Source organism: Streptomyces sp. NPDC005393 (assembly GCF_040606675.1).
Classification (GTDB): domain Bacteria; phylum Actinomycetota; class Actinomycetes; order Streptomycetales; family Streptomycetaceae; genus Streptomyces.
Genome location: NZ_JBEXFG010000062.1, coordinates 1 through 18,138, shown reverse-complemented (window position 1 = coordinate 18,138; position 18,138 = coordinate 1). Strand labels below are relative to the sequence as shown.

The following is an 18,138-nucleotide window of genomic DNA, read 5'->3' as shown; positions in this document are numbered from 1 at the left end:
CGGCTACGGTCGCATCGCGGACGCCTGCCGCCGCACCGGCCAGCAGGCCCCCCGCACCCCCGCCGAGACGACCCGCTGCGTGCTGGACTCCCTCGCCCTGGCCCACCGCCGCGCGATCGACGACGCCTGTCGCCTGTCCGGCCGTAGGGTCGACACGGTCCATATCGTGGGCGGCGGCGCGCACAACGAGCTGCTGTGCCAGCTGACGGCGGACGCCTGCGGGCGCCCCGTCATCGCGGGCCCGGCCGAGGCTGCGGCGCTCGGCAATGTGCTGGTCCGGGCCCGTACGGCCGGTGCGGTCACCGGAGACCTCCCCGAGCTGCGCGCGCTTCTTCACAGCACCCAGCCGCTGAGGCAGTATGAGCCCACAGGTGATCATTCAGCGTGGGACCGGGCAGCCGCCCGTCTGGAGGAGGAACCGTGCGCGTAGCGCTCTTCATCACCTGCGTCAACGACACCCTCTACCCACGCACCGGCCAGGCCGTGGTCACGCTCCTCGAACGGCTGGGCATCGACGTCGGCTTTCCGGCCGAGCAGAGCTGCTGTGGTCAGGCGCAGTTCAACACCGGCTATCGCCATGAGACGGAACCGCTCGTCCGCCGCTACGCCGCCGCCTTCCGGGACTACGACTACGTCGTGGCCCCCTCCGGATCGTGCGCCGCGATGGTGCGGGACAACTACCCGCGCATCGGGGCGAAGGCGGCGGCCGAGGGCCGTGGACAGGAGCTCGCCGACGCGGCCGCCTCCGCCGTCCCCAAGACCTACGAACTCACGGAGTTCCTCACCGACATCCTGAAGGTGACGGACGTCGGGGCGTACTACCCGCACACCGTGACGTATCACCCGACCTGCCACGGGCTGCGGCTGCTGCACCTGGGTGACCGCCCGCGCACGCTCCTGGCCGCCGTGCAGGGCCTGAACCTGGTGGAGCTGCCGGGCGCCGAGGAGTGCTGCGGCTTCGGAGGCACGTTCGCCGTCAAGAACGCGGCCGTGTCGGCGGCGATGGGCGCGGACAAGGCGCGCAACATCACCGGGACCGGCGCCGAGGCCGTCTGTACGGTCGACAACTCCTGCCAGATGCACATTGGCGGCACGCTCGCCCGCCAGGGCTCGACGGTCCGTCCCGTGCATATCGCCGAGATCCTGGCCAGCACGGAAGGAAACATCTGGTGAGCGGACCACACGGCGCAACACACAGCGGAACACACAGCGGAAAACACCGCGGAAAACACCAAGGCACCGCCGCCACCTACCTCGGCATGCCCGCCTTCCCCGAGGCGGCCAACGCCTCCACCCGGAACACCCAGCTCCGCGCCAACCTCCGCCACGCCACCCACACCATCCGCGCCAAGCGCGCCACCGCCGTGGCCGAACTGGACGACTGGGCGCGGCTGCGCGCGGCGGGTGCGGCGATCAAGGACCGTACGCTGCGCCATCTCGACCACTATCTGGAGCGGCTGGAGGACGCGGTCACGGCGGCCGGCGGCCAGGTGCACTGGGCGGCGGACGCGGCCGAGGCGAACCGGATCGTCACCGAGCTGGTACGGGCGATGGACGAGCGCGAGGTCGTCAAGGTCAAGTCGATGGCGACGCAGGAGATCGGCCTGAACGACGCGCTCGCCACGGCGGGCATCACGGCGTACGAGACGGATCTCGCCGAGCTGATCGTGCAGCTCGGCGACGACCTGCCCTCCCACATCCTGGTCCCGGCGATCCATCGCAACCGCGGTGAGATCAGGGACATCTTCGCGGCGAAGATGTCCCAGTGGGGCCGCCCGGCGCCGGAGGGGCTGACGGACGCGCCCGCCGATCTGGCGGAGGCCGCCCGCCTCCACCTCCGCGAGAAGTTCCTGAACGCCAAGGTGGGGATCTCGGGCGCGAACTTCATGGTGGCGGAGACGGGCACGCTGGTCGTCGTGGAGTCGGAGGGCAACGGCCGTATGTGTCTGACCCTCCCCGAGACGCTGATCTCGGTCGTCGGTATCGAGAAGGTGGTGCCCACCTTCCAGGATCTGGAGGTCTTCCTTCAGCTGCTCCCCCGCTCCTCGACCGCCGAGCGGATGAATCCGTACACCTCCACCTGGACCGGCACCACGGACGAGGACGGCCCTCGCACCTTCCACCTGGTCCTTCTCGACAACGGCCGCACGGACACGCTCGCCGACACCGTGGGCCGGCAGGCGCTGCGCTGCATCCGCTGTTCGGCGTGTCTCAACGTCTGCCCGGTGTACGAGCGCGCGGGCGGGCATGCGTACGGCTCGGCGTATCCGGGGCCGATCGGCGCCATCCTCACCCCGCAGCTCCGCGGCACCCAGAGCGAGCTCGACGCATCGCTCCCGTACGCGTCGTCCCTCTGCGGCGCGTGCTACGAGGTGTGTCCGGTGGCCATCGACATCCCGGAGATCCTGGTCCACCTGAGGGAACGCGTGGTCGAGGGCGGCCCCGCCTCCGTCCGCGGCACCCGCACCGTGATCAAACCCGCCAAGGGCCACGCCGCCGAGCGCGCGGCGATGCGGGCGGCCCGCTGGGTGCTGGACCATCCACGGGTGCTGCGCACGGGGCAGCGCCTCGCCTCCCGCACCCGCCGCTTCCATCCGCGACGGCTGCCCGGCCCGGGGCGGGCCTGGAGCGACACCCGCGAGCTGCCGAAGGTGCCGGAGGAGTCGTTCCGCGACTGGTGGCAGCGCACCCGAGGCACAGCGGGAACCACCGGCCGCGCCGAGGGAAGGCAGCGCACATGAACTCCCGATCCCTCGTCATGGCCCGCATCCGCCGGGCCCTGGCCGACGTGCCGCGCGCCGAGACCCCGTCCGAGGTGCCGGTCGACCGCGGCTACCTCCGGGTCCACGGCGACCGCACCACCGCCGAAACCGTCGACCTCCTCGCGGAGAACCTCGCCGACTACCGCGCGATCGTCCACCGCACCGACACCCCGGCCCTCCCCGCCCTGATCGCCCGCCTTCTCACCGACCGGGGCGCGACCAGCACGGTCGTGCCGCCCGGCCTCCCCGCCGAGTGGCTGTCGGCCGCCGAGTCCGTACGGCGGATCCCGGACACGGCCGAGCTGACGCCCCACGATCTGGACGCGGTGTCGAGCGTGATCACGGGCTGCGCCGTGGCCATCGCCGAGACCGGGACGGTCGTCCTGGACGCCTCCGCCGACCAGGGCCGGCGCCGCATCACCCTGGTGCCCGACCACCACATCTGCGTCATCCGGGTGCCGTCCCAGGTCGTCGACTCGGTCCCCCAGGCCCTGGAGCGCCTCGACCCGGCCCGCCCGCTGACCTGGATTTCCGGACCGTCGGCGACCAGCGACATCGAACTGGACCGGGTGGAGGGCGTGCACGGCCCCCGCACCCTGGAGGTCGTCCTCGTCGAGGGGTAGTGGAGGGGTAGTCGGCGGGTGGATGCCAGCGGCTGGGCCGGGGCATATGCCACCGCGTCCCAAACCTGAACACCCGTGCGGCGGATGCGGTGTTCCTCACATAGCGCCGGTAACAGTGCAGTTGAGAGGTTCTAAGCCGATGCCGATGTCAGTGGGGGCCTCTACTCTTGTGGTCATGCGTCCGACTCCTCCTCAGCAACCTGCCTTACTCACCATGTCCATATCCACCGACCAGGCCAACGAGGCGATCCGCGTCTTTCTGCGCGCGCGGGCCGGCCGGGCGCTGCGTCCGGCGGAGCGAGCCGAGTACGGGCGGCTGCTGCGGGTCTACACACGGGCGTTGCGCGGCGAGATCGAGCAGGCGGCCTGACCGGCAGGCGCTGACCACACCTGGGGGCGGGTGACGCCGTGCGCACAGCGGGAAAGGTCTTACTCGGAGGGGCGTTCGCGGCGTTCATCGGCATCGCGGGGCTCGGTGGGTACAACCTGTATACGGGGATGACGGGCCGCGATACGACGGCCCCGCACGACGGCCCGGACGCCCCGACCCCGGGTGACGCGGCAGTGACCGGGACGCCTTCCTCTGGCCGCTGGTCATCGGCCAGGATCGGAGCTCAGACCGGTATCAAGGGCTGACCGAGGAGAACGATGAGCTCCACGCAGCACACGCCGCTTCCCTACTACGAGGACGTCTCCCCCGGCAGCGGAGGGCTGCCGCCCCGCGCCTGGTCCCCCGCCTCCGACGCCGCGCGGCTGAGCCTGACCGGCACCTGGGCCTTCAGGCTGTCGCCGACCGCCACCGCCGAGGACGACTCCTTCGCCCGCCCCGGCCACGACGCCCGCGGCTGGGACGAGATCCCGGTGCCCGGCCACTGGGTGCTGCACGGCCACGGGGCACCGATCTACACCAATGTGCGGTATCCGTTCCCGGTGGATCCGCCGCGCGTGCCCACGGAGAACCCGACCGGCGACCATCTGCGCGTCTTCGACCTGCCCGCCGACTGGCCGGAGGGCGGCGACGCGGTGCTGCGCTTCGAGGGCGTCGAGTCCTGCGCGCGGGTCTGGCTCAACGGGGAGGAGCTGGGCACCTTCAAGGGCAGCCGGCTGCCGCACGAGTTCGCCGTGGGAGCCGTCGGGGAGCTGCTGCGGCGGCGCGGGAATGTGCTGGCCGTACGGGTCCACCAGTGGTCCTCCGGCAGCTATCTGGAGGACCAGGACCAGTGGTGGCTGCCAGGGATCTTCCGCGAGGTTGTCCTGGAGCACCGTCCCGAGGGTTCGCTGTCCGACTTCTTCGTGCACGCCTCGTACGACCACATCACCGGCGAGGGCACGCTGCGGATCGACGCCGATCCGGGCGGCCGGGTCACCGTCCCCGAACTGGGCCTGGACCTGGCCACCGGGGAGAGCGCCACGGTCGCCGTCGAGCCGTGGTCGGCGGAGACGCCGCGGCTGTACGAGGCCGAACTCACCACCGTGGGCGAAAGCGTGGGGCTGCGCGTCGGCTTCCGTACGGTCGCGGTCGAGGACGGACTGCTCAGGGTCAACGGCCGGCGGGTGCTCTTCCGTGGCGTCAACCGGCACGAGTTCCATCCGGAGTACGGGCGCGCCCTGGACCTCGCGACCATGCGCCGTGATCTGGTGCTGATGAAGCGGCACAACGTCAACGCCGTCCGCACCAGCCACTATCCGCCGCACCCCGCCTTCCTCGGGCTCTGCGACGAGCTGGGGCTGTGGGTCATCGACGAATGTGATCTGGAGACCCATGGCTTCGCCGGCCTCGACTGGCGCGGCAACCCCGTCGACGACCCCCGCTGGACCCCGGCGCTCCTCGACCGCGCCGCCCGCATGGTCGAGCGAGACAAGAACCACCCGTCCATCGTCATGTGGTCGCTGGGCAACGAGTGCGGCACGGGCCGCGGACTGTCCGCCATGGCCGACTGGGTCCGTGAGCGCGACCCGTCCCGGGTGATCCACTACGAGGGGGACCTGTCCTGCGCCGATACGGACGTCTACTCGCGGATGTACGCGCCCCACGACGAGGTCGACCGGATCGGGCAGCGCTCCGAACCGCCGTGGGGCGATCCGGAGCTGGACCGCAAGCGCCGCGCGCTGCCCTTCATCCAGTGCGAGTACGCCCACGCCATGGGCAACGGGCCCGGCGGACTGAGCGAGTACCAGCGGCTGTTCGAGGCGCATGAGCGCTGCCAGGGCGGTTTCGTCTGGGAGTGGATCGACCACGGCTTCGCCCGGCGCGCCCCCGACGGCCGCGTCTTCTACGCGTACGGCGGGGACTTCGGCGAGGAGCTGCACGACGGCAACTTCGTCTGCGACGGCCTGCTCTTCCCCGACCGCACTCCCTCACCGGGTCTGATCGAGTACAAGAAGGTCATCGAGCCGGTCCGGATCGAGGGCGACGGGGCCGCCGGAACCGTCCGGATCACCAACCACCACGACGTCACCGACCTGTCCCACCTCGTCTTCTCCTGGACGTACGAGGCGGAGGGCGAGGTGGTCGGCTCCGGTGAGCTCACGGTGCCCCCGCTGGCCCCCGGCGAGTCCGCCGACCTCAAGCTCCCCGCCCCCGCGGCCACCGAGCCGGGGGACGAGACCGGGTGGACCATCGAGGCCCGGCTCGCCACCGCGACAGCGTGGGCCGAGGCGGGCCATCCGGTGGCCTGGGGCCAACTCCCCGCCGTCGGCCGGGCGCAGCGGCCGCGGGCGCTCGCCTCGGGCGGGGCAGCAGCGCGCCGCGACGGCGACCGGATCGTCCTCGGGCCCGGTGTCTTCGACGCGGCCACCGGTGCCCTGACCGCCCTCGGCGGCCTCGCCGTCACCGGACCCCGGCTGGACATCTGGCGCGCCCCCACCGACAACGACAACGGCGCGTCCTGGCAGCCCGATGAGCGCTACGGCCTGATCTGGCGCCGGCTCGGGCTGCACCGGGTCCGCCACCGGGTCGACGCCGTGGAGGCGGCGGACGGCGCGCTGACCGTCCGTACCCGCGTCGCGCCCGCGGCCACCGACCTCGGCCTGGAGACCGTCTACCGCTGGACCACCGACGGCGACCGGCTGAGCCTGTCCGTCTCCGTCACCCCGCGGGGCCAGTGGACCTGCCCGCTGCCACGGCTGGGGCTACGGCTCGGGGTGCCCGCCGCGCTGGGCGACGCCGAGTGGTTCGGCGGCGGCCCCGGCGAGGCGTATCCGGACACCCGCGCGGCCTCGCGGCTCGGACGGTGGGCGCTGTCGGTGGACGACCTGCAGACACCGTACGTCCGGCCGCAGGAGAACGGTGCGCGGGCGGACGTCCGCTGGGTGCGGCTGACCGCCCCCGACGGCACGGGCCTGCGCGTGGAGGGCGCCCCGCCCTTCTGGTTCACCGCCCGCCGCTGGACCACGGAGCAGCTCGACGCGGCCGAGCACACACCGGATCTGGTGGCGTCCGCCGACACGGTGTGGGTCAATCTGGACCACGGGCAGCACGGGATCGGCAGCCAGTCCTGCGGGCCCGGGGTGCTGGAGCCGCACCACCTCGTGGCGGGCCCGGCCGCGTTCGCCTTCACCTTCGCCCGGGTGGGCTGACCCCTCGTCGGCCAGGGCCCGCTGGATACCACCGGGCCCTGGCCGCCGGGCCCCTGGTCCCGTCATCGTCCGTGGACGGCCGCTTGCCACGTACGGGAACGAGTGTGGCCCACCGGTACGTATGCTGCCGAGCATGATGAGGTTGGAGCGGCTCCGGGCCGACCATGCGCAGACCCTGCTGGCCTTCGAGCGAGAGAACCGGGGGTACTTCGCACGGTCTGTGTCGGACCGCGGGGACGCGTACTTCGCCCAGTTCGCCTCCCGTCACCGCGCCCTGCTCGCCGAGCAGGACGCCGGTGTGTGTCACTTCCATGTCGTCGTGGCCGACCAGGGGGACCTGGTCGGCCGCGTCAATCTCGTGGACGTGGAGGAAGGGGCCGCTGAACTCGGCTACCGGATCGGCGAGCGCGCCGCGGGCCGGGGCATGGCGACGGCCGCGGTCGAGGAAGTGTGCCGCCTGGCTGCCGCGGCATACCGGCTTTCCGCACTCACCGCCGTCACCACCCTCGACAATCCGGCGTCCATGGCCGTGCTCACGCGTAACGGGTTCACCGCTGTGGAGGACATCAGCCTCGACGGGCGCCCCGGTGTGCGGTACCGGCGCCGGCTTGTCGCCTTGCGTTGATCACCACGCGGAGGCCCGGGAATCCTTCGTCCGGGCGGCGCAACGCGCCGCTCCGGCACGGGTTTTCGTCCCGCGGTTCCGGCTACGCCGCCCGGCTCCGCAGCGCGTCGAGCGCCCTGTCCGCGTGCACGCTCATCCGGAACTCGCTCTTGACGACCTCAAGCACCGTGCGATCGGTATCGATCACAAACGTGACCCGCTTGGTCGGGACGGCCGCGAGACCGCGCTTCACCCCGAACCGCTCCCGTACGGTCCCCTCCGGGTCCGAGAGCAGCGGATAGCCGAAGGAGAACGCGTGGGCGAACTCCGCCTGCTTCTCCACCGAGTCGGCGCTGACGCCGACCGGCTGGGCGCCGAGGGCCTTGAACTCCGCCGCGATGTCCCGGAAGTGGCATGCCTGCTTCGTGCAGCCGGGGCTGAAGGCCGCCGGATAGAAGAAGAGCACCACCGGGCCGTCCGCGAGCAGTCCGCTCAGCCTGCGGACGGCGCCCGTCTCATCCGGCAGTTCGAAATCCTCGACCACATCTCCGATGTTCATGGCAGCACGCTACCCGGGTCGTGAGAGGGCGGCCGGGGGCACCTCGGGACGCACCCAGGAGGAGGTGCTCGGAGACGTCCTCGACGCGTCTTTGGCCCTTGGCTGGTGTGGACTCCGACACGGACGTGCCCAAGTGGGCGCGGTTCGTCGGCCCGTTCGAGACGGCGAGCGCGCGCTGTTCGCCGCTGGGCCAGGCGTACCATCCGACGGTTGGACAGCCTGACGGCCGGGCGGGCCAAGTGGTGTGGCCCGCCCGGCCGGTGGGGGTGGGGGGAGTGGATCGAGAGCCGTCAGTTGCCGCCCGACACCCTGACGTAGTCGACGACGAGCTGCTGCGGGAAGGTGGTGCTGCCGTCCGGGTCGCCGGGCCAGTAGCCGCCTACGGCGAGGTTGAGGATGAGGTAGAAGGGGTGGTCGAAGGCCCAACGGTTGCCATTGAGGTCGGCGGGGGTGCGGGTCTGGTAGACGTTGCCGTCGACGGACCAGCTGATCTTGTTGGGCGACCAGTCGATGGCGAAGGTGTGGAAGTCGTCGGCGAACTTGGCGCCGCCCGGGAGGGTGTAGCCGGCGCCTATGCCGCCGGAGCCGGAGTAGCCGGGGCCGTGGAGGGTGCCGTGGACGGTGCTGGGCTCGTAGCCGACGTTCTCCATGACGTCGATCTCGCCGCAGTTGGGCCAGCCGGCGCTGCCGATGTCGTTGCCGAGCATCCAGAAGGCGGGCCACATGCCCTGGCCCCGCGGGAGCTTCATACGGGTCTCGACATGGCCGTAGGCGGTGGTGAAGGTGCGGGAGGTGGAGAGGCGGGCGGAGGTGTATTCACACCGGCCGTACCAGCAGTTGTTGTTGGCCGGGTTCTCCTTGCGGGCGGTGATGACGAGATGGCCCTGGCCGTCGAGCGCGGCGTTCTTGGTGCCGTCGGTGTAGTACTGCCGCTCGTGGTTGTTGACGTTGTCGCCGGTCTCGTAGCCCCATCTGGAGGCGTCGACGGCGCTGCCCGCCGCGCCGTCGAAGTTGTCGGTGAAGGTGGCCGCGGCGGCTGTGGGCGTGGCGGTGGCCGGGGCGGTGAGCCAGGGGGTGGCGGCGAGGGCCGTGGCCGAGAGTAAGCCGATGAGGGCGGTGCGCAAGGTCCTTCTCATGGGGGGTGGTGCCTTTCCTGTGTGGGGGATTCGGGCCGGTGGGTGCCGGCCCTGGAGGGGGGAAGGTGTGCGTCCGGAGCTACGGGGCCGGGGGCCGCCGAGCTACGGCACGGAGATGCGGGGCGGACGAGCGCCGTGGGCGAGGAAGCGGCGCACCGGGAGGGTCGCGGCGCCGAGCGCGACGGCGTCGGGACCGAGCCGGCACAGCCCGATGGTGGTGTGGGCGTAGCGCCGCAGATCGCGCACGGTGGTGCGCCGCTGCGGCTGGACTGCCTGAACCGTCATGGGTCACCTCCCGGGGAGACACAATGTCCAGCCGGGTTACATCCATGTCAACAGGTCTGGACCTTCTTGTTTCAAAAATTGAAACAGTTCCCGGTTCAACTCGCCCAGAAGGGACAGAAGTCGAACTCTCAGCGCGCCGCGCCGGTGGCGAGGAAATGGGCCAGCGGAAGCGTCGCCGCACCCAGCGCGACGGCGTCGGGGCCCAGTTGGGCGAGGCCGATGTCGGTCTGCGCGAAGGGCCGGCGCAGGGCGTACGCGGCGGTGGCCGCGCGGATCCGGGGGAGGACCCGGCCGCCGAGGAGCAGTCCGGCCCAGCCGCCGAGGACGATCCGCTCGGGGTTGAAGAGGTTGATCAAGTCGGCGATGCCGGCGCCGAGATAGACGGCGGTCTCCTCCAGTACCTCGCGCGCCCGCGTCTCGGATTCGGCGGCCCGCACCAGCGCGGTGAGCGCCGCCTGCTGGTCGGCTCCGCCGTCGCCGTCGCCGTCGCGGTCGCCCCGCGCCGGACGCCCGTAGCGGTCGAGCACGGACTGCGCTCCGATGTACGCCTCCAGACAGCCGACCGCACCGCACCGGCAGGTGCGCCCGCCGACCTGGACGACGGTGTGGCCCCACTCCCCGGCGCTGCTGGTCGCGCCCCGGTACGGCGCCCCGCCGGCCACGATGGCCGCGCCGACGCCGGAACCGATCAGCGCGATCACCGCGGTGTCCGCGCCCCGCCCGGCCCCGAACCACATCTCGGCCTGGCCCTGTGCCGTGGCACCGTTGTCGATGAACAGCGGCAGCTCGGTGCCCGCGCGCAGCAGCCGCTCCAGCGGCACCGAGTCCCAGCCGGTGGTCTGGCCGTGGACGAGGACCTCGGGGCCCTGTTCGACGATGCCGGGGACGCCGACCCCGACACCGACGACCGCCTCCGGCGCCACCCCGGCCTTGGCGACGACGGCGTCAAGGCCGGTCAGAATGTGCTCGACGATGGGCCCGATCTCATACCGTCCCGGCGTCAGCGGGTGTTCCCACCGGGCGAGTTCGGTCAGCGCGAGGTCGAAGAGTTCCACGCGGACATGGGTCTCACCGACGTCGACCCCGATGAGATGGCCGCTGCCGGGCGCGACGCGCAACAGCGTACGGGGGCGGCCGCCGTCGGAGTCGACGGAGCCGGCGTCCTCCACCAGTCCGTCGGCGAGCAGTTCGCCGACGACATTGCTGACCGATCCCGAGCTGAGCCCGGTGAGTGCCCCCAACTCCTGGCGGCTGACCGGCCCTTGGAAAAACAGCTGGCGCAGCAGCGTCGAGCGGTTGCCGCGCCGCAGGTCGCGGACCGTTTGTCTGTTCACCTGACCCATCGGGCTCCTTCCCCCGCCCGAACCTACCTGACTTCAAGCTCTTGACGCAGCCTTCGCTCACGACTTAACTCACGCTCTGAATTAAGCGCTCAGCGCTTCACTTCTTGAAGGGCCGCAGACATGCGCAGATCCCGGATCGCCGCGTCCCTCGTCTCCGCCTTCGCCCTCTGCGCAGCCGCCACCGGCTGTGGCGGCGGGTCGACGACGGGCGGCGAGGGCAGCAACAACAGTCCGAAGACCCTCACCTACTGGGCCAGCAACCAGGGCACCAGCCTGGAACACGACAGGAAGGTGCTCGGCCCCGAGCTGAAGAAGTTCCAGAAGCAGACGGGCATCAAGGTCAATCTTGAGGTCATCCCCTGGTCCGATCTGCTCAATCGGATCCTCGCCGCCACCACCTCGGGCCAGGGCCCCGATGTGCTCAACATCGGCAATACCTGGTCCGCGTCGCTCCAGGCCAGCGGCGCTCTGCTGCCCTTCGACGCCGCGACGTTGAAGAAGATCGGCGGCGTCGACCGGTTCGTCCCCTCCGCCCTGGCCGCCACCGGCGCCGAGGGCCAGGTCCCGACGGCCGTCCCGCTCTACTCCCTCGCGTACGGCCTCTACTACAACAAGAAGCTGTTCAAGGACGCGGGCATCGACGCCCCGCCCACCACCTGGGACGAACTCGCCGCGGACGGCAAGAAGCTCACCGGCGACGGCCAGTACGGGCTCGCCATCGAGGGCGCCAACTACGCCGAGAACGCCCACCACGCCTTCGTCTTCGGCAAACAGCGCGGCGCCGACTTCTTCACCGGCGGCAAGCCCACCTTCGACAGCCCGCAGGCGGTCGCCGCCGTCAAGGGCTATGTCGATCTCATGGCCAAGGACAAGATCGCCGCGCCGGGCAACGCCGAGTACGCGGCGAACCAGTCGGTGCGCGACTTCGCCAAGGGCAAGGCCGCCATGCTGCTGTGGCAGGCGGCCAAGACCTCCCTCACCTCCCACGGGATGAAGTCCGACGAGTACGGCGTCGCGCCCGTACCGCTCCTCGACCCGAAGGCCTCCGGCGACCGCCGCGTCAACTCCATGGTCGCGGGGATCAACCTCGCCGTCTTCAAGAACACCGACAACCACGACGGCGCCCTGAAGTTCGTGAAGTTCATGACCTCCGACGCCGAGCAGATCGCGCTCAACGGCGCCTATGGCTCGCTGCCACCGGTCGCCTCCGCCCAGAAGGACAAGGTGTTCGCCACCCCCGATCTCTCGGTGCTGCGTGACGCGCTCACGAAGAGCGCGGCCCCGCTCCCCCAGGTCCCGGAGGAGAGCCAGTTCGAGACGCTGGTGGGCACCGCCGTCAAGGAGCTGTTCGCGGACGCGGCGGCGGGCCGCCCCGTCACGGAGTCGAGCGTCAAGGCCAAGCTCGCCAAGGCCCAGCAGCAGATGCCGAAGAAGTGAAGGCCGCCCGGATGACCGTCACCACCACGGCCCGGCAAAGGCCGACGGCGACCGGACCCGTGCGGAAGGACGGGCCGGGTCCGGCCCGCCGACAGGTACTCGACCGGGTGCCCGCCCGGTTACGCCGCGTCGGCCTGCCCTACCTGCTGCTGCTCCCCGCCCTTGCCCTCGAACTCCTCATCCATCTCGTCCCGATGGCCGTCGGCATCGCGATGGCCTTCAAGGTCCTCACCCCGCGGTACATCCGCGACTGGACCACCGCCCCCTGGGCCGGCTGGGACAACTTCCGCGTCTCCGTGGACATCAGCGCGCCGGTGGGCGAGGCGCTGCTCCACTCCTTCCTGGTCACCTGCGCCTTCACCACGCTCGCGGTCGGTCTGTCCTGGCTGCTGGGCACGGCCGCCGCGATCCTGATGCAGGACCGGTTCCGCGGCCGCGGGCTGCTGCGCGCCGCCTTCCTGGTGCCGTACGCACTGCCGGTCTACGCGGCCGTCATCACCTGGTCGTTCATGTTCCAGCGGGACACCGGGCTGGTGAACCATGTCCTCAACGACCAGCTGGGCCTGGTCGACACCCCGCCGTTCTGGCTGATCGGGGACAACAGCTTCACCGCGCTCGTCGTGGTGTCCGTCTGGCGGTCCTGGCCGTTCGCCTTCCTGGTGCTGATGGCCGGGCTGCAGAACATCCCCCGTGAGCTGTACGAGGCGGCGGCCGTGGACGGGGCCGGGATCTGGCAGCAGATCCGCCGGATCACCCTGCCCTCGCTGCGCCCCGTCAACCAGGTGCTGGTCCTGGTGCTGTTCCTGTGGACGTTCAACGACTTCAACACGCCGTACGTCCTGTTCGGCAAGTCGGCGCCGGAGGCCGCGGACCTGATCTCGATCCATATCTATCAATCGTCGTTCGTCACCTGGAACTTCGGCGCGGGCGCGGCCATGTCCGTGCTCCTGCTGCTCTTCCTGCTCGTGGTGACGGCCCTCTATCTCCTCGCCACCTCGTACCGGAGGAAGAAGAGCGCCGATGTCTAAGTCCCCGATGGCGCCGCCGAGCTCGTTCACCTGGACCCGGCGCATCGTCCTCACCCTGCTCGCCGTCTTCGCGCTGACCCCCGTGTACGTCATGCTCAGCAGCTCGCTCAAGCCGCTGGAGGACGTCCAGGGCGCCTTCCACTGGATACCGAGCGGCTTCACCGTCCGCCCGTACCTCGACATCTGGGACACCGTCCCGCTCGCCCGCTACTTCCTCAACTCCCTGATCGTGGCGGGCGCCGCGACGCTGTGCTCGGTCACGGTCGCGGTCTTCGCCGCCTACGCCGTCAGCCGCTACCGCTTCCCCGGCCGCCGCTTCTTCTCCGTCACCGTGCTGTCCACCCAGATGTTCCCCGGCATCCTCTTTCTGCTGCCGCTCTTCCTCATCTTCGTCAACATCGGGAACACCACCGGGATCGCCCTCTACGGCTCGCGCGGCGGGCTCATCCTCACCTATCTCACCTTCTCGCTCCCCTTCTCGATCTGGATGCTCGTCGGCTACTTCGACTCCATCCCCCGCGATCTCGACGAGGCGGCGCTGGTCGACGGCTGCGGTCCGCTCGGCGCGCTCTTCCGCATCGTGGTCCCGGCCGCCGTGCCCGGGATCGTCGCGGTCTCCGTCTACGCCTTCATGACCGCGTGGGGCGAGGTGCTGTTCGCCTCCGTCATGACGAACGACACCACCCGCACCCTCTCCGTCGGCCTCCAGGGCTATGCCACCGAGACCAACGTCTACTGGAACCAGGTCATGGCCGCCTCGCTCGTCGTCAGCGTGCCGGTGGTCGCCGGATTCCTGTTGCTGCAGCGCTATCTCGTCGCCGGGCTCACCGCCGGGGCCGTCAAGTGATCTCGACCGAAAGGCAGTCCGTGACCGACCGCACCGACCTCAGCGCGCTCCCCGCCGACTTCACATGGGGGGTGGCGACCTCCGCGTACCAGATCGAAGGAGCGGTCGCCGAGGACGGCCGCTCCCCCTCCATCTGGGACACCTTCTGCCGTGTCCCCGGTGCCGTCGACGGGGGCGACACCGGCGACATGGCCTGCGACCACTACCACCGCTGGCGCGAGGACATCGCGCTGATGCGGGAGCTCGGCGTCACCGCGTACCGCTTCTCGATCGCCTGGCCGCGCGTCGTGCCCGGCGGCGACGGACCGGTCAACGCCACGGGCCTGGCCTTCTACGACCGGCTGGTGGACGCGCTGCTGGAAGCGGGCATCACCCCGTTCGCCACCCTCTACCACTGGGATCTGCCGCAGGCGCTCCAGGACCGCGGCGGCTGGCCGGTCCGCGGGACCGCCGAACACTTCGCCTCGTACGCCTCGGTGGCCGCCCGCGCGCTCGGCGACCGGGTCCACGACTGGGCCACCCTCAACGAGCCGCTGTGCTCGGCCTGGATCGGCCATCTGGAGGGCCGGATGGCGCCGGGGCTCACCGATCTGACCGCCGCCGTGCGCGCCTCCTTCCACCTCCACCTCGGACACGGGCTGGCCACCCAGGCGATCCGGGCCGCCGCGCCCGGTGTCCGCGTCGGCATCGTCAACAACCTGAGCCCGTGCACGCCCGCGAGCGACAGCGACGCCGACCGCGCCGCCGCCCTGCGCGCCGACGGCCACACCAACCGCTGGTGGCTGGACCCGGTGCACGGCCGCGGCTACCCCGAGGACATGGTGCGGCTGTACGGCGTGGAGCTGCCCGAGCGCCCCGGCGATCTGGAGACCATCGCCGCCCCGCTGGACTGGCTGGGTCTGAACTACTACTTCCGCAATGTGGTAGCCGACGACCCCAGCGGGCCGCCCCCGTACGCCCGCCAGATCCGCCGCCCCGAGCCGCGCCGCACCGCCATGGACTGGGAGGTGGACGCGAGCGGCCTGGAGGAGCTGCTGATGCGGCTCACCGAGGACTACGCGGCGCGGCGGATCCATGTCACCGAGAACGGCTCCGCCTATCGCGACCTCCCCGGCCCCGACGGCGCGGTCGACGACCCCGAGCGCATCCACTATCTGGAGGAACATCTGGCCGCATGCGCCCGCGCCGCCGATCGCGGCGCCCCGCTCGCGGGCTATTTCGCCTGGTCGCTGCTGGACAATTTCGAATGGGCGTACGGCTACGACAAGCGGTTCGGCCTCGCGTACGTGGACTACGCGACGCAGCGCCGTACGCTCAAGGCGAGCGGCCGGCGCTACGCGGCGATCGTCCGGGACGGGCGCGCGGCCCGCGCTACCCCTGCCCAGGCGTCCCGAACAGCGTGAGCAGATCCTGCCGCCCGAACATCCGCGCGGTCTCCACGGCCGAGGGCGATCCGGCGCGCGGGTCGGCGCCCCTGGCCAGCAGCACTCTCAGCACCTCCTCCTCGCCCTTGAAGGCGGCACCGGCGATGGGGGTCTGACCTCGTTCATTGACGCGATTCGGGTCGGCGCCGCGCTCCAGCAGCGCCGACACGGTCGCGGGATGGCCGTGGTAGGCCGCCAGCATCAGCAGAGAGTCGCCCTTGTCATTGGTCAGATTGGCCGGAACGCCCGCGTCCACATAGGCGGCGAGCGTATCCGTGTCACCGTGCCGGGCCAGATCGAAGACCCTGGCCGCCAGCTGCAGCACCTCCGGGTCGTGGGCGGGCTCGGTCTCGGGGTTCGGTTCGCTCATGAGTGTCGCCTCCGGCTTCGCTGTCTGTGTATGTGATCACCACCCTAAGGAGTGCGGGCCCCGGCGAGCAGGCCCCGTCGCGCGTCGGCGAAGCCCCCGTCGTCGTAGCGTCCGCGGACCTCCATCGGCCCAGCCATCACACCCCCATTGTGATGATTACACCGATAATCAACCCATTTGCACCTTTCCCTCGATGGATACATCCTGTGAGCCTGGAACACCTCATGGTGACTGACCGTCCCCCATCAGCCAGGAGACCGTGATGATCCTGTCCATTTCCGGCGTCGTGCTGCTCGGCATCGTCGTCTTCGTGTTCTTCCGCAAGGACGGCCTCAAGGGGTCCCACGCCGTCGTCTGCGCGCTCTTCGGCTTCTACCTCGCGTCCACCGCGATCGCGCCGAGCATCAAGGCGGGCGGCGCGAGCCTGGCCAGCCTGCTGGGCGGGATCAAGATCTGACGTGGTCCGGCCACCGCTCCCCCGCCTCCGCATCGGCGGCGCCCCGCTCGCCGCGCTCGGCCGCGGCCGCCAGTTCGCCCGTACTACGGCCGACAGCGTCGCCGATGTGCTCCACCCGCTGCTCGCGCTCTCCCGCGGGCTGCGCGTGCTCGCCGCCGCCGGGCGGCGTACCTGGGTGGAGCTGCCGGGCGAGCGGCGCGGGCCCACGCTCTTCCTCGCGGCCGCCTGCGCCTTCGTCGTCTACCTGCTGCCGTACGGGCCGCTGGCCTCCGCCGTCGGCCTGATCGGGGCGGCGGGCTGGGCCGGACGGCGGCGCGGCCCCGCCACATCCGGGCCCGGCGCCGACGGGACGGAACGGCTGCGCACGCTCTACGAGGCCCTGGTGCCGTACTTCTCCTCCGCCGAGGACCCGAACCCGCTCTACAGCCACGGCGGCGACTGGTCGGGCGCCTTCGACTCCTTCACCTTCGACGAGAACGGGCGGCTGACCCGACTGCATCTGCGCTACCCCGCGTACTTCACCGATGGCGAGGCCGAGTCCCGGGCCCGGATCGAGCAGCTGCTCTACGCGAAGTCGGGGCGCGGCCGGGAGTACCTGTTCACCTGGAACGAGGAGGCGAACCGGCTCACCCTGGCCGTACTGCCCGCCCTGTCCACCGCGATCCGCGCGCAGCGCTTCGTCACCGCGCCCGGCGAGACGGTGCTCGGCTTCACCGACGCCTCCTCGGTTCAGCGGACCCTGCCGGTGCTGGAGGGCGACGGCGCCGAGGGAGACGGCGCCGAGGGGGACGAACCCGGGACCCGGGACGTGCCGCCGGTGGTCTGGCGCACCGGCCCGCGGTCCACCGAGCCGCATCTGCTGGCGCTCGGTGAGCCCGGGAGCGGCACCACGACCCTGCTGCGCTCCATCGCCCTGCAGGCGCTGCCGCACGGCGATGTGCTGGTGGTGGACGGCAGCGGCACCAGCGAGTACGCGTGTCTGAGCGGACGGACGGGGGTGCTGGCCGTGGAGTGCGGGCTCGCCGGGACGCTGGCGACGCTGGAGTGGGCCGGGCATGAGACGGAGCGCCGCCTGATCGCCGCCAACCGCGCCCGTCAGCTGGCCCACCCACCGCCGGACGACATTCTGCGCCCGCTGTGGATCCTGCTCGACCGGCCGTCGGTCCTCAGCCACCTCGCGGCGGCCGACGGCCGTACCGACCCCCAGGAGCTGCTGGCCGTGCCGCTGCGGCACGGGCGGGCCGCCAACGTACGGATCGTGGTGGCCGATCAGCTCGACGCCGCCGAAGGGCTGAGCGAGGCCGTACGGACCCACACCCGGGCCCGGGTGGTGCTCGGCCCCGCCACGGCCGAGCAGGTCACTGCCGTGCTGGGGTCGCCCCCGCACACCACCCCGCCCCCCGAGGTCCCCCCGGGCCGCGGCTACGCCCGCCTCGGCGCGGGCCCGGTCCACCGGCTCCAGGTGCCGGCCACGCCGGATCCGCACGACGACGCGACCAGCGAGACCCAACGCCAGGCCGTCCTCCGGCTCCTCCCGGAGCCGGAGGCTGCTGCCGTCGCGGAACTGACGGCGACGGCCCCCGGGGACGGCTAGCCGGTGACTTCGCACATGGGGTTTTAGGTCTCCAGCCAGCGGGGTCTGGTTTCGTCGATGCCGAGGAGTTCGAGCAGGTGTGCTTGGACT

17 protein-coding genes and 1 pseudogene are annotated in these 18,138 nt (G+C 71.3%); 13 read left to right on the top strand and 5 right to left on the bottom strand.

Annotation, left to right across the window (positions count from 1 at the left end; genetic code table 11):
- Window positions 1-10: 10 nt before the first annotated feature.
- The 7 genes and pseudogenes from ABZS71_RS31920 to ABZS71_RS31890 form a co-directional block, all read left to right on the top strand.
- Window positions 11-430, top strand: a pseudogene (locus ABZS71_RS31920) (FGGY-family carbohydrate kinase); the annotation flags it as partial.
- The gene (locus ABZS71_RS31915; RefSeq protein WP_356215600.1) at window positions 421-1,173 is read left to right on the top strand and encodes a (Fe-S)-binding protein; all 753 of its coding nucleotides are present in this window, start codon (window positions 421-423) and stop codon (window positions 1,171-1,173) included. The pseudogene ABZS71_RS31920 and the gene ABZS71_RS31915, both read left to right, overlap by 10 nt.
- 86 nt (window positions 1,174-1,259) lie before the next feature.
- Window positions 1,260-2,741, top strand: coding sequence for a lactate utilization protein B (locus ABZS71_RS31910; RefSeq protein WP_356215626.1), 1,482 nt, complete (start codon window positions 1,260-1,262; stop codon window positions 2,739-2,741).
- Window positions 2,738-3,385: an LUD domain-containing protein gene (locus ABZS71_RS31905; RefSeq protein ID WP_356215598.1), complete on the top strand. Its 648-nt coding sequence runs from the start codon at window positions 2,738-2,740 to the stop codon at window positions 3,383-3,385. The genes ABZS71_RS31910 and ABZS71_RS31905 overlap by 4 nt, the downstream gene beginning before the upstream one ends.
- A gap of 214 nt (window positions 3,386-3,599) precedes the next feature.
- Complete coding sequence (locus tag ABZS71_RS31900) at window positions 3,600-3,755, top strand: hypothetical protein (protein ID WP_356215596.1); 156 nt, start codon at window positions 3,600-3,602, stop codon at window positions 3,753-3,755.
- Between the two features lie 278 nt (window positions 3,756-4,033).
- Window positions 4,034-6,964, top strand: coding sequence for a glycoside hydrolase family 2 TIM barrel-domain containing protein (locus ABZS71_RS31895; protein ID WP_356215594.1), 2,931 nt, complete (start codon window positions 4,034-4,036; stop codon window positions 6,962-6,964).
- A 133-nt stretch (window positions 6,965-7,097) separates the two neighbouring features.
- A complete protein-coding gene (locus tag ABZS71_RS31890; protein WP_356215592.1) occupies window positions 7,098-7,589 on the top strand; it encodes a GNAT family N-acetyltransferase in 492 nt (163 codons plus the stop codon).
- 82 nt (window positions 7,590-7,671) lie between these two features.
- Here ABZS71_RS31890 and ABZS71_RS31885 read toward each other — a convergent pair whose 3' ends face one another.
- From ABZS71_RS31885 to ABZS71_RS31870, 4 genes are all read right to left on the bottom strand, one after another.
- Window positions 7,672-8,127: a peroxiredoxin gene (locus tag ABZS71_RS31885; RefSeq protein WP_356215590.1), complete on the bottom strand. Its 456-nt coding sequence runs from the start codon at window positions 8,125-8,127 to the stop codon at window positions 7,672-7,674.
- Between the two features lie 290 nt (window positions 8,128-8,417).
- Window positions 8,418-9,263, bottom strand: coding sequence for a glycoside hydrolase family 16 protein (locus ABZS71_RS31880; protein WP_356215588.1), 846 nt, complete (start codon window positions 9,261-9,263; stop codon window positions 8,418-8,420).
- 102 nt (window positions 9,264-9,365) lie between these two features.
- Complete coding sequence (locus tag ABZS71_RS31875) at window positions 9,366-9,548, bottom strand: hypothetical protein (protein ID WP_355848618.1); 183 nt, start codon at window positions 9,546-9,548, stop codon at window positions 9,366-9,368.
- 128 nt (window positions 9,549-9,676) lie between these two features.
- Window positions 9,677-10,891 carry an ROK family transcriptional regulator gene (locus ABZS71_RS31870; RefSeq protein ID WP_356215586.1) on the bottom strand — a complete coding sequence of 405 codons (1,215 nt, stop codon included), beginning with the start codon at window positions 10,889-10,891 and terminating at the stop codon, window positions 9,677-9,679.
- Window positions 10,892-11,011: 120 nt separating this feature from the next.
- Between ABZS71_RS31870 and ABZS71_RS31865 the strand changes: the two genes are divergently transcribed.
- Genes ABZS71_RS31865 through ABZS71_RS31850 form a run of 4 tightly spaced genes read left to right on the top strand, consistent with a single transcriptional unit; the run spans window position 11,012 to window position 15,606 of the window.
- On the top strand, window positions 11,012-12,328 hold the full coding sequence (locus ABZS71_RS31865) for a sugar ABC transporter substrate-binding protein (RefSeq protein WP_355848453.1): 1,317 nt from the start codon (window positions 11,012-11,014) through the stop codon (window positions 12,326-12,328).
- Between the two features lie 11 nt (window positions 12,329-12,339).
- The gene (locus ABZS71_RS31860) at window positions 12,340-13,356 is read left to right on the top strand and encodes a sugar ABC transporter permease (protein WP_356215584.1); all 1,017 of its coding nucleotides are present in this window, start codon (window positions 12,340-12,342) and stop codon (window positions 13,354-13,356) included.
- Complete coding sequence (locus tag ABZS71_RS31855; protein WP_355848447.1) at window positions 13,349-14,203, top strand: carbohydrate ABC transporter permease; 855 nt, start codon at window positions 13,349-13,351, stop codon at window positions 14,201-14,203. Before ABZS71_RS31860 ends, ABZS71_RS31855 begins: the two co-directional genes overlap by 8 nt.
- 20 nt (window positions 14,204-14,223) lie before the next feature.
- Window positions 14,224-15,606 (top strand): GH1 family beta-glucosidase, encoded by a 1,383-nt coding sequence (locus ABZS71_RS31850; RefSeq protein WP_356215582.1) that lies wholly within the window; start codon window positions 14,224-14,226, stop codon window positions 15,604-15,606.
- Here ABZS71_RS31850 and ABZS71_RS31845 read toward each other — a convergent pair.
- The gene (locus ABZS71_RS31845; RefSeq protein ID WP_355848441.1) at window positions 15,575-15,997 is read right to left on the bottom strand and encodes an ankyrin repeat domain-containing protein; all 423 of its coding nucleotides are present in this window, start codon (window positions 15,995-15,997) and stop codon (window positions 15,575-15,577) included. The genes ABZS71_RS31850 and ABZS71_RS31845 overlap by 32 nt on opposite strands.
- A gap of 262 nt (window positions 15,998-16,259) precedes the next feature.
- Here ABZS71_RS31845 and ABZS71_RS31840 point away from each other — a divergent pair, with 262 nt between their 5' ends.
- Window positions 16,260-16,454 carry a hypothetical protein gene (locus tag ABZS71_RS31840; protein ID WP_176179613.1) on the top strand — a complete coding sequence of 65 codons (195 nt, stop codon included), beginning with the start codon at window positions 16,260-16,262 and terminating at the stop codon, window positions 16,452-16,454.
- A 1-nt stretch (window position 16,455) separates the two neighbouring features.
- Window positions 16,456-18,048 carry a hypothetical protein gene (locus ABZS71_RS31835; RefSeq protein ID WP_356215581.1) on the top strand — a complete coding sequence of 531 codons (1,593 nt, stop codon included), beginning with the start codon at window positions 16,456-16,458 and terminating at the stop codon, window positions 18,046-18,048.
- Window positions 18,049-18,138 lie beyond the last annotated feature (90 nt).

Coding starts and splice junctions, on each gene's coding strand:
- ABZS71_RS31910 (WP_356215626.1), top strand. CDS start 1,260: ATGCCCGCCTTCCCCGAGGCGGCCAACGCCTCCACCCGGAACACCCAG.
- ABZS71_RS31905 (WP_356215598.1), top strand. CDS start 2,738: ATGAACTCCCGATCCCTCGTCATGGCCCGCATCCGCCGGGCCCTGGCC.
- ABZS71_RS31900 (WP_356215596.1), top strand. CDS start 3,600: ATGTCCATATCCACCGACCAGGCCAACGAGGCGATCCGCGTCTTTCTG.
- ABZS71_RS31895 (WP_356215594.1), top strand. CDS start 4,034: ATGAGCTCCACGCAGCACACGCCGCTTCCCTACTACGAGGACGTCTCC.
- ABZS71_RS31890 (WP_356215592.1), top strand. CDS start 7,098: ATGATGAGGTTGGAGCGGCTCCGGGCCGACCATGCGCAGACCCTGCTG.
- ABZS71_RS31885 (WP_356215590.1), bottom strand. CDS start 8,127: ATGAACATCGGAGATGTGGTCGAGGATTTCGAACTGCCGGATGAGACG.
- ABZS71_RS31880 (WP_356215588.1), bottom strand. CDS start 9,263: ATGAGAAGGACCTTGCGCACCGCCCTCATCGGCTTACTCTCGGCCACG.
- ABZS71_RS31875 (WP_355848618.1), bottom strand. CDS start 9,548: ATGACGGTTCAGGCAGTCCAGCCGCAGCGGCGCACCACCGTGCGCGAT.
- ABZS71_RS31870 (WP_356215586.1), bottom strand. CDS start 10,891: ATGGGTCAGGTGAACAGACAAACGGTCCGCGACCTGCGGCGCGGCAAC.
- ABZS71_RS31865 (WP_355848453.1), top strand. CDS start 11,012: ATGCGCAGATCCCGGATCGCCGCGTCCCTCGTCTCCGCCTTCGCCCTC.
- ABZS71_RS31860 (WP_356215584.1), top strand. CDS start 12,340: ATGACCGTCACCACCACGGCCCGGCAAAGGCCGACGGCGACCGGACCC.
- ABZS71_RS31855 (WP_355848447.1), top strand. CDS start 13,349: ATGTCTAAGTCCCCGATGGCGCCGCCGAGCTCGTTCACCTGGACCCGG.
- ABZS71_RS31845 (WP_355848441.1), bottom strand. CDS start 15,997: ATGAGCGAACCGAACCCCGAGACCGAGCCCGCCCACGACCCGGAGGTG.
- ABZS71_RS31840 (WP_176179613.1), top strand. CDS start 16,260: ATGATCCTGTCCATTTCCGGCGTCGTGCTGCTCGGCATCGTCGTCTTC.